This is a genomic window from [Flexibacter] sp. ATCC 35208 (genome assembly GCF_001975825.1).
In the GTDB taxonomy this organism is placed as follows: domain Bacteria; phylum Bacteroidota; class Bacteroidia; order Chitinophagales; family Chitinophagaceae; genus Chitinophaga.
On sequence record NZ_MTKN01000112.1, the window covers coordinates 1 to 10,583 of the forward strand.

The 10,583-nt window shown below is 38.0% G+C and carries 11 protein-coding genes; 8 read left to right on the forward strand and 3 right to left on the reverse strand.

What is annotated here, in order from left to right:
- A partial coding sequence (locus tag BW716_RS37910) for a hypothetical protein (RefSeq protein ID WP_220388885.1) occupies positions 1-183 on the forward strand: 183 nt, incomplete at its 5' end.
- A 176-nt stretch (positions 184-359) separates the two neighbouring features.
- On the opposite strand, the gene BW716_RS33370 is transcribed toward BW716_RS37910, so the two are convergent.
- Positions 360-1,748: a Fic family protein gene (locus BW716_RS33370; protein WP_083730394.1), complete on the reverse strand. Its 1,389-nt coding sequence runs from the start codon at positions 1,746-1,748 to the stop codon at positions 360-362.
- Between the two features lie 547 nt (positions 1,749-2,295).
- On the opposite strand from BW716_RS33370, the gene BW716_RS33375 reads away from it, so the two are divergent.
- From BW716_RS33375 to BW716_RS33400, 6 genes are all read left to right on the forward strand, one after another.
- Positions 2,296-2,763 carry a DUF2231 domain-containing protein gene (locus tag BW716_RS33375; protein ID WP_083730395.1) on the forward strand — a complete coding sequence of 156 codons (468 nt, stop codon included), beginning with the start codon at positions 2,296-2,298 and terminating at the stop codon, positions 2,761-2,763.
- A 34-nt stretch (positions 2,764-2,797) separates the two neighbouring features.
- Complete coding sequence (locus BW716_RS33380) at positions 2,798-3,472, forward strand: response regulator transcription factor (RefSeq protein ID WP_083730396.1); 675 nt, start codon at positions 2,798-2,800, stop codon at positions 3,470-3,472.
- Positions 3,472-4,839 (forward strand): cell wall metabolism sensor histidine kinase WalK, encoded by a 1,368-nt coding sequence (locus BW716_RS33385; protein WP_083730397.1) that lies wholly within the window; start codon positions 3,472-3,474, stop codon positions 4,837-4,839. Before BW716_RS33380 ends, BW716_RS33385 begins: the two co-directional genes overlap by 1 nt.
- Before the next feature lie 91 nt (positions 4,840-4,930).
- On the forward strand, positions 4,931-5,716 hold the full coding sequence (locus tag BW716_RS33390) for a rubrerythrin family protein (protein WP_220388886.1): 786 nt from the start codon (positions 4,931-4,933) through the stop codon (positions 5,714-5,716).
- Positions 5,717-5,727: 11 nt separating this feature from the next.
- Complete coding sequence (locus BW716_RS33395) at positions 5,728-6,210, forward strand: DUF2231 domain-containing protein (RefSeq protein ID WP_083730398.1); 483 nt, start codon at positions 5,728-5,730, stop codon at positions 6,208-6,210.
- 89 nt (positions 6,211-6,299) lie between these two features.
- Positions 6,300-7,409: a VIT1/CCC1 transporter family protein gene (locus BW716_RS33400; RefSeq protein WP_083730399.1), complete on the forward strand. Its 1,110-nt coding sequence runs from the start codon at positions 6,300-6,302 to the stop codon at positions 7,407-7,409.
- Between the two features lie 346 nt (positions 7,410-7,755).
- Here the strand turns inward: BW716_RS33400 and BW716_RS38300 are convergent, their stop codons facing one another.
- Both BW716_RS38300 and BW716_RS33405 read right to left on the reverse strand, forming a co-directional pair.
- Positions 7,756-7,995: a sulfatase/phosphatase domain-containing protein gene (locus tag BW716_RS38300; protein WP_235643997.1), complete on the reverse strand. Its 240-nt coding sequence runs from the start codon at positions 7,993-7,995 to the stop codon at positions 7,756-7,758.
- Positions 7,902-9,698 carry a transposase gene (locus tag BW716_RS33405; RefSeq protein WP_220388887.1) on the reverse strand — a complete coding sequence of 599 codons (1,797 nt, stop codon included), beginning with the start codon at positions 9,696-9,698 and terminating at the stop codon, positions 7,902-7,904. Before BW716_RS33405 ends, BW716_RS38300 begins: the two co-directional genes overlap by 94 nt.
- A 670-nt stretch (positions 9,699-10,368) precedes the next feature.
- Between BW716_RS33405 and BW716_RS39305 the strand changes: the two genes are divergently transcribed.
- Positions 10,369-10,583, forward strand: a 215-nt coding sequence (locus tag BW716_RS39305; RefSeq protein WP_368678238.1) for a transposase, incomplete at its 3' end; no start/stop codon positions are given.

Consider the following 10,583-nt stretch of genomic DNA (forward strand, 5'->3'; position numbering starts at 1 on the left):
AAGTGTAAACAACTTCATTCTATAAATAAGCAGGATAACGATGAGTATAAAAATAATTGTATAAATAAGTTTGTTATACTTTGCGAACCAGTTGGGCAAAAAAATATCAAAGTTGTCTTTGGAAGAATTGGAATATCTGCGCGCAATTATTGTAAGAGGGCATTTGTTTTTGAAGATAAGTAAAATGAATCCTTCTATCAGGATAACGCATGGACCCAGAATCCAAAAAGGATATAAAGAATAAAATACCCCATGGAGAAAAAGCTGCGAAAAACCTAAAATATATAGGTCAGAATCTAAGTATTCCATGGATAGATAGCCCCCTTTTCCCGGAGGAAACCACCAATATTAAATTGCCCTTAAGATCTTTTCCAGACCGCTTCCCAATTTTTAAATTCTGCCGGTCGAACATAATAAGTTGCAAAATTACCCTCATGAAGGGACAACAATTCTGTGTCAACAGTTTCAATAAATCTCTCCTGATCTACCTGGGGTAGAGCTGCTGCCCTCCTGGCAATCAATTTCCCAGCTTCTCCCGGAGGTATGGCGTTAGCAACTATTTCAGTAATAAGGCTACGAATATCATTTCTATATCTGATTCTGAAGGGATCCGGTTCTCCTAATGACTGGCGTAAAGATGCATAGCGAAGTGCGGACCGTTCATATGCCCACATATAAACATCCTTTAAAAGTTCAATGCGATTGAGTTCATAGACCCCCAATGTTCCCATTATGTAAATATCGTTAGGCACATCAACAAATGCCAACGGAGCCAGGTTATATCTGTTTAATGATAAATTCGCCGCAAGACGGGAAACCCGTTTATTTACATCATCAAAAGGCTGGAGGTAAGGCAAATGTACCATTACAAAAAACGACTGTTCAAAAGGATCATTAATTTCCCTTGCCTTTTCAAGTATGATTTCAAACATCTCTTCAATCCCCTGTGGAATCGCCAGCGGTGTAAACACTGAATTGCCGATACCTACGCCAAATGTCCGCAATCGCCCTCTTGCTCCAGGATCCGGCAATAAGTTATTAGACAGCAAAGCATGCAGATTCTTTATTGTATAGCGGTTGTATCCTATATCCTCAGTCGTCTGGACTATAAACTCAATTGCATCCTTGTGATTGAGTATCATTTGACCTTCTGCAGCTGATTTTTCGTCAGCAAACTTTCCAAGAGAGATCAGTTGTTGTGTATCTAACAGACTATATGTATTTCCCTCCAGGCGGCTGGAGTTCCAGGATAAATCGATCAACAGGCGTTGCAGAATCTCTTTAGCATATGTGCCTGCTGGTTGATGTAATCTTGCCGTCTTTCCTAATGTAGCAAGTTTACGTTTGTCATCCTCACTAAGATAACTATCAATGTTAGGTCGGTATGAAAGTAAAAAATCACGTTGATATCCCACAGGATAGCGAGTATTGGTCGGTTTGGAAATAATCTCCTGTATTTCTTTACCTCCTTCTGATAATGGGATGGTACTATTGTCTCCTCCACCTTTTTGCTTCTCAACAGGTGGAGTGGAAACTAAATGGTAAAGTCTGGCTTTAGTTTTACCTGAAGTAGCAATAATGCCGTCATCAATTAATTTATCCAAACGCCTATGTAAAGTTCGGAGCTCTATTCCAATATCCAGCGCATTCTTTATCATCTCAAGACTTGCTCCATCCCCAAACTTTTCCAGCGTTTTTCTAATCTGTTGTAATTCCTGAAGAATTTGAGTATAACTGACCTTTGCCATAAAAACATCAATTATACCAAATTTACGACAATAAATTCAATTTTATTGTCGTAAATATTTTTTTATGACATAATTATCGTTTATTGTCATTATTATGGTAATAATGTTTATTGTAATAATAAACATTAAGTAACCTATTGTTGATCCACTATACCGATTTTTTACCTCCCGGTAGTCCGTAGCGCTTAGTTTACCATCCAGCATAAGTTGCTGTGCATTGGCAATGCGAAGCCGGTTCTTGTCTATTTCCGCCTGTAATTCGCTTGCCATATTGCTTTCTTCCTTACAGGTTTGCCGGTGGATTAGCCGTGCCTCTGTTCTTTTTTTAAAAAGCCTGCAGTTCGTTATGTGTTAGCCGATGCCCTTAATATCAGCCAGCAGAGTATTTCTTTACTGGAAACAAAGAAACGATTGAACCACCCCTGCCCAAAAGACACTATTGAACCTATCCAGCAAAAGAACCAGATACAAACTATCTTAAGTCAATCTTAAGAATCTGCTAAACACATTCAAATATAGGGGAGACCATCTTTGTAAAAAAACGATTATGATCTCCCCAACACATCTCCATGCAATGGTAGTCCACTTTCCCATTGCTTTATTACTAGTAGGATTTTTATTTGAAGTGATTGGTTTTTTTTATAAAAAAGTATTCTTTCGGCAATCTGCTTTTTACCTTCTGATATTAGGGACGCTTGGTACTGTGGTTTCTTATCTTGCAGGCAATGCCGCTGGAGAAGGACTGGAAGAAGGACCATTAAACAAAGCAATGGAACTACATGAACAGGCAGCGACAATTGCTTTATGGCTAACAATTATCACCTCTGCAGTTTACTTGTGCATTCATTTTTTTAAATACTATAAAAGTTGGGCAAGAATTATAAGTGTTATTCTATTCGCCTGTGTAATTGCCGCTATTTCCAGAACAGGATATTTGGGGGGGGAATTGGTATATAAACATGGAGCTGGAGTAGAACTTGCCTTACCAGATTTTTCAAATCCTGATGCGAAATAAGCTAAATCCATATTTTTCTCTTTATCTTAACAATATGAGAATATTTTTGGCAGAAGACGAAATAGCTATTGCTGGCTTTTTAAAGGAAGGATTGGAGGAGGAAGGGTTTTCCGTAGATGTTGCCAATAGTGGCAGAGTAGCTCTTGAAATGGTAATAGCTAATTTGAATGAATATGATATCATTTTATTAGACTGGATGATGCCAGGTGTTAGTGGAATAGAAATCTGTAGGAGTATCCGTAAAGAAAACAAAGTTGTCCCAGTCATTTTTTTAACTGCAAAAGATACCGTAGATGATACGGTATTTGGCTTGGAAGCCGGTGCCAATGATTATTTAAAAAAGCCTTTTGCTTTTGAAGAATTATTGGCCCGTATCAGGGTGCTGCTTCGGAACAAAACAGGGGAACAGAATGTTTTTGAAACTGCAGACCTTGTATTGAATACAGATGCCCACCTGGTTACCAAAAATGGTAAGCCCATTGAGCTCACTCAAAAAGAATTTGCATTATTAGAATATCTGCTTCGTAATAAAGGTAAGGTTTGTAGACGGTCAAGAATTATTGAAAAAATTTGGGATATACATTTTGATAAAGATACTTCGGTAATAGACGTTTTTATCAATGCCCTGCGAAAGAAAATAGATACAAAAGACAAAGAATCATTCATTCAAACCATAAGAGGTGTTGGTTACCGTATAAATGATAATTAATGAAATTGAGTTTTAAAAAACGAATTGCTCTTTTTAACACCCTTGCTGTTGCTATAACAACGGCCATTGTATTTGTTATTATTTATGCAGTTGTTTATTTAAGTTCATACCGTCATCTTGATACCGATATTTTACTGGAAAAAGAGGAAATAATAAATTCACTTGACTGGAAAGAGGACAGTATAATCGTCATCAAAATGCCTGAATGGGAAGAAGCCGAACATAAAAAAGTAGAAGTCAATCCGACTTTTATTCAAATTGTAAATAACAAGGACAGGATGATTTTCAGATCGGAAAACCTGCGGTCGAATCACTTTTTATTTAACCCTTTGATTGCGAAAGAATATTTTTATAACACCACTATAGATAATCAACGGCTCAGGCTTGGACAATTTCCAGTTCAAAATGACGAAGGAAAAATTATCGGTCAACTGACAATCGGAGTTTCACAGCAGGAATCTTATTATGTATTACACAACCTTTTCATTACTCTTTGCATTTCATTCCTTATTCTTTTACTGGTACTATATTGTGTTATTTACTTTGCGGCTTCCAAAGCTATTGCTCCTGTACATCGGTTAATTCAGGCAGCTTCGGGCATTAATGATGTTAACATAAATACCCGCTTGCCATTGCCCGAGAATGAAGATGAAATTTACAAACTGGCAACTACTATAAATGAATTACTAAATAGAATAGATAGTAGTATTCAACAACAAAAACAATTTACTGCCGATGCTTCTCACGAAATAAGGACACCGCTTGCCGCCATCAAGGGCACCCTGGAAGTATTGCTTCGAAAAAAACGAGAACCGGAACAATACGAGGAAAAAATAAAAGAAGTGCTCACCCAAACAGACAGACTAAATAATTTGTTTGACCAACTATTGCAATTAGCTCGTCTTGAATCAGGTTCGATAAAAAAAGAAACAGTTGATCTAAATAATATTTTAAAAGAGGCAGAATTAAAATTTGGCAAACAAATACAGGAAAAGAAAATATGCCTTACATCAACCATTGCAGAATCCGTTTCAGTATATGCAAATAGCTTTTTCTTATCTGTGATAGTAGACAATCTTTTTAGCAATGCTGTGAAATACGCAGCCACAAATGGAACAATAAATTGTAGTTGGAATATTGACACCAAAACATTCTCAATAACAAACGATGGTACAGTAATTACGCAACAACAAATACCGCTATTATTTAACCGGTTTTATCGTGCCGATGATTCAAGAAACTCTCTAATTCCAGGAAATGGCCTGGGACTGTCCATTGTTAAAAAACTGTCAGATATACAGCACATTGAAATAATTGTGTCCTCTTCTAAATCCAATACGATATTCTCTTTAAAATTCCCTGCATAATCTTTAGCCAATCTTAAGAAACTACAAAGGTGTGGTAAATGGCTGCAATAGCATCTTTGCTTTATCATTTTATTCACAACAAATAAAAAAAATGAAAAAGCTATTAATTATTCCATTTACAGTATTAACAACAATAAGTTTCTTTCTTATCTCCTGCGGCAACACTAATACGGATGCCGCTATGAAAGCTCCTTTACAAAATAAGGCGGATAATGCCTCCCAGAAATCAAATAATGAAAGTGGTGAAAACGAAGTAAAGGAAAATGAGAAAGATGATAAGACATCTAACGAAAAATCTGCAAGCGATGTATCAACTGCTGATGCCAAAATAAAAACATTAGAAAATATACAGGCTGCTTTTAAAGGCGAAACAACTGCCAGTGCAAAGTACGCCGCCTATTCCAAAAAGGCAGAGCACGATGGCTACCATCAGATTGCTTTGCTTTTTAAAGCTGCATCCATAGCAGAAAATATTCATGCCAATAATCATAAGGCTGTTCTACAGGAATCAGGTGTTGCTACGCCAACGATTAAACCGGAATTTTCTGTAAAGACAACCAAAGAAAATTTGCAGGATGCCATAACGGGCGAAACGTATGAAGCTACTACTATGTATCCTGAGTTTTTAACCGTAGCGAATACAGCAGGTAATCAGTTGGCAATAATAAGTTTAAATTATGCTTACAAAACAGAAAAGAAACACAAAGTGATGTATGAAAATGCATTGGTGGCTTTGCAGAATAATACAGTCAAATCATTGCCAACAGTATTTTATGTTTGTCCTACTTGTGGTAATACTTATGAAACAACCGCCCCTAAACGTTGCGGCATTTCAATGACCAGCGGAGAAAAATTTCTTACAATTACTTCACTGTAAAATATGTTGATATGAACCAGGTACATTTGCATTTATTAATCACACATTTGCCGATTTTTGGGTCCATATTGGGTGGATTAGTTTTGGGGTATGGACTTTGGACAAAGAGCAATCAAACAAAAAATGCGGCCTATTTTATTTTTATCATCTCTGCCATTAGTGCATGTATAGCCTACTCAACAGGCGAGGGTGCCGAAGAAGCAGTTGAAAACATAAAAGGCGTATCAGAAACTATCATAAACCAACATGAAGACTCGGCAAAGTATGCTTTGATAAGCCTGATTATATTAGGTATAATGTCGGTAATAGTCTTAGTAATGAGCCGTTTCGAAAATTTACTGATAAAACCCTCATCTATTATCGTTCTTATTCTTTCGGTTATAAGTTTTGTGCTGGTTGCCAGAACAGGCTACCTTGGCGGACAGATAAGACATACGGAAATTTCTACTGGTGTTGTTCAATATAATAATGAAGGAGAAAATGATAGTGATTAATTAAACTCATTTTTAATATTCAAATATCATTACAGGAGTCCTTCAGTTATTGAGGGATTCCATTTTCCATCTTAAAGCCACATCAAATAATGACTACATCTCCAAACAAAAATATTCAAACAGAAGTGGATGCTTCTTTTTTGTACAGCAAATTAGCAGATGCAGAATCTGATACAACGATTGCCAATGTATTCCGGCAAATGAGTGCTATAGAAAAAAATCATGCAGAGGCTTTTTTGAAAAAGTTGAATCCGGCATCAACTGGAATATTTCCACCACCATCTTTCAGAGCAAAGGCACTTATTACCATTGGTAAAATTTTTGGTTACGATTATGTGTTGGGGGTATTGATGGATACTGAAAAAAGTATTTCTACTGCTGTTATAAATGCCAAGAACAAAAATAAGTTACCCATTAACGGCAGCGAAACCAACCATGTAAAAATACTAAGGTCGCTTTTAGAAAATGAATCTAAGGTTACAGGAAGCAATGTAGCCAAATTTGAACGCAGGCACCGTTCTGTTGGAGGCAATGCTTTAAGGGCTGCAGTATTAGGCGGCAATGATGGTTTGGTTTCCAACTTTAGTTTAGTGATGGGTATTGCCGGGGCAACGGCAGGAGGTTCAGGTGTTTTGTTGGCTGGAGTGGCAGGATTATTAGCCGGTGCATTATCAATGGCATTAGGAGAATGGATTTCAGTTAAAAGTTCGCAGGAGTTGCATGAAAACCAAATGCAATTGGAGATGGATGAACTGGAAACAAATCCTGAAGGAGAACAAAAAGAGCTTGCATTAATCTATATTGCCAAAGGCATACCTGAATATCAGGCAAATACCATGGCAGCAGAAATTATGCTGGATAAGAATCATGCATATGAAGTATTAGTGAAAGAAGAATTGGGCATCAACACAGAAGAACTGAAAGGCTCAGCTATGGAGGCTGCTGTTTATTCCTTTATACTTTTTGCCATTGGAGCTGTGATACCAGTTATTCCTTTTATGTTCACATCAGGTATAACAGCCATTAGCATTAGTGTTATTGGTAGTGCGGCTGGCTTATTTTTAATTGGTTCTGCCATTACGCTATTTACAGGTAAAAGTATTTGGTTCTCTGGTTTCAGGCAGGTATTATTTGGTTTGATTGCGGCGGCTATTACTTTTGGTATCGGAAAATTGATAGGCGTTTCTTTGGCGGGATAAAGCATTGAAGCTTTATCGCTTTACAAACTAACAACATGTGAATCATATAACTATTTAAAGGAATTATGTAACCTTTTAAATAGCAGTTCCTGCAATGGCATTGAAATTTCTTCTGTTCATGATTACTTTATAAATGCAACAAAGCTGTCACTATATGAAGGTCAGTCTATTGTTTTTAGCAATTGTTACATAATTAACGAGAAGAGCTCTATTAACTATTTATTCCATTACCTTGAGGCTATCTGGNNCCAGATAGCCTCAAGGTAATTATAATTACTTGGTTATCAATTTTTTTAATTCATACAAAGCCTTCAAATGCTCATAATGCCCTGATTCTGGCCCGTCTTTAACGTTCCTGAACGCTTTCAGATTGTTGAGGGCTATGCACTCTTAGCTTATCTACTTCAAGTTTATGCAACTGTGTTTCCAGATCCATTCTAACCTCGTTGTATGCCGGATCATAGGCAAGGTTGGTATATTCTGATGGATCGTTTACCAAATCGTATAGTTCATATTCGTTGTAATAAGCTCCCGAAGCATCAAAATAATAGCTATACTTCCATTTCTCTGTACGGATACATCGGATTCGATTGCAGCATTTACCACAGACCATTGGCTATTGGAACCTGCTTTTGTATCATCGTATGTAAACAATATACTATTCTGTACTGGTGTACCATCCGCTATAATTGGTAACAAGCTTGTGCCTGCAAGTCCGGCAGGAGAGTTAGATACATTAGCAATCTCCATAAACGTAGGCATGATGTCGACCAGCGTGGCCAGGGCCATAGATTGTTGAATGGGGTGGTCTGAAAATAAAACAGGATTGGATATAACCAGTGGAACACGCAATGCTTCTTCGTAAGCTACAAAGGTTTTCTGACGCAGTCCCCCATGTGCAAGTCCCATTTCTCCATGGTCCGAGGTGTAGGTCACGATAGCTGTATCAGCCAGACTTATTCCATCCCCATATTTAGCATACAATTCTTTGATCAGGTTACCAATCTCTTTGTCGACCAGGGTTAACAGGTACCCGTAAAAATTTATATAATCTAACTTTTGTTCTACTGTTGCTAAAGGCCCTAAAGATGCATCCATGCCCAATAGGATCTGTTCCTGCGCCATCGGTTTTTTATTGGCCAGTAAATGTTCGTTTACGGTATCAGGCAATCCAATTTCCCTTGTTGACCAGGCGTCAGCGTAATATCCGGAAGTCCCTGCTGTTTTGGGATAAGCCAGTACGTCGTGCGGGTTCACCAGCGACACGATCAGGCAATAAGGTTTATACTCACCTGCAGCTCTTTTTACTTTTACCTCCTGAAGGTATTTGATGGCTTCGGCCACATACCTGGCATCATGGTTGGCAAATCCTCCTCCAAAATTTAAAGGATTTACATCTTCTCCTGCATCCGGGGCTATCCATCCCATTGCACCAAATAGAGAAATATCGGCAGATGTAAGGTTATCATAATTCGTGGTTGCTCCATTACCGGCAACGCCCTTACTCATGTGCCATTTACCACGGTACTGCACATCATAACCGTCATTCCAGAGTACATTCATGATGCTTGGTAAAGAAGCACTGATGGTTGGTTCCGAAGGAGATAATGGGCCGCCAATAGTCAGTGTTTGAGAAACCTTATGCTTAGCCGGATAAATTCCTGTAAATAATGTGGTACGGCTGGGAGAACACATGCAGGTATTACAGAAAGCTCTGTCGAAACTGAAACCGTTCCTTTTTAGAAAGGTCAGCGTTGGAAGATTTGTCTCTTCCCATCCCGGAGGGAAATCAAAGTGGGTGCCCAGTTCCAATTGATATCTCACAATGTCTACCGCCAGTTCTACTTTGGTTTTATGTTTGTACCGCTCTTTGGGTACGCCGGCTGCTTTACAACGTTTACGATTAGCGGTCCAGCTTTCCGGAAGATATAAGGCTGTATCTATTAAACCATAATAATGCTCTGCACTTAATCCTCCATAAACTGCCACCTGGCAATTATCTACCTTCCCTATTGTTCCACAGTACTGACGAGATACCCCTACAGAATAATCTCCTTTCTTAAGGTCAGAACTTTCATCTATGAGCAGTGCCACCTGATCAAAACTCTTAAAAACCTCATTAGTATCAAGGGCAACCGTATCAAAACCTGTACGCGCATCCCACGGAGATTCGCTGATGAAATGTTGCATGCTGTAGTACTCACTATCTGCCACATGTTCAACCATCCGTTCTATATTCCCCTTCCTGCTCTGGAATAAACCTTTCACATATTGAATTGATAAGGGCATTTTATTGTGGGTACGGGTTTTAAAAACATGACCTCGTAGCAACATATATTTTTCCAGCCGCTTTGGTTCGGCTGGTTGTCGCGGCTGTTGACCATGTCTTATATTTATACGTTTGATTTACATGATACTAAGGTCTTATTTTTTATCCATTTTCCACAATTCATAACTTGTCAAAGTAGTATTAAGCATATGAAAATATTATCCCGTTGCTGCTCTCTTTACAAATATTTATAATCGCAAAGGCCCAGGTAAATATTTATGCTTCTCCAGCAGGTAACGATCTGAATAAGGGAACCGTTGCAAGCCCTTTTAAAACATTGACAACTGCCATACAAAAATCACTTCAGTATAAAGGTAAAGACGACTTCATACTGTTGAGGGCAGGAACATATTAACTCTCAAAAACAATAGAAGTAGACGAAATAGTTAAAACATCAAAGTATGCCCTAGATCTAGACAGATCGGGGCGGTATTTTTGGTCTAGATTAGAGGATAGGTACCAGATAATTGGGACAATAAAATTTCCTGGCCCTTTTCCCCCTTTACATATTGAAGTTGTTTACACTTTTTGAAGGACAAAAAGGAAGTCCCAGGAATTAAGGATTTTTGTTTTGGCAAATAAAAACGAATAATTCTGGGACTCATAGACGAAGATAAGGTACGAGATTGGATTTTACCACATTTAAGCAAAGGCAAAAGAGGCTTTAAGGCCAGGATAGATTTAGTAAAAGTGGTTCTGTTGATTTTAAAGCGAATGAAAACAGGCTGCCAGTGGCGAGAGTTGTGTATTTGCGAATATTTTGATAAAGGGGCGACCTCGTGGCAAAATATTCACAGGTATTTTTTAAAATGGAGTAAAGACGGTTCATTCAAGAGGGCTTGGAT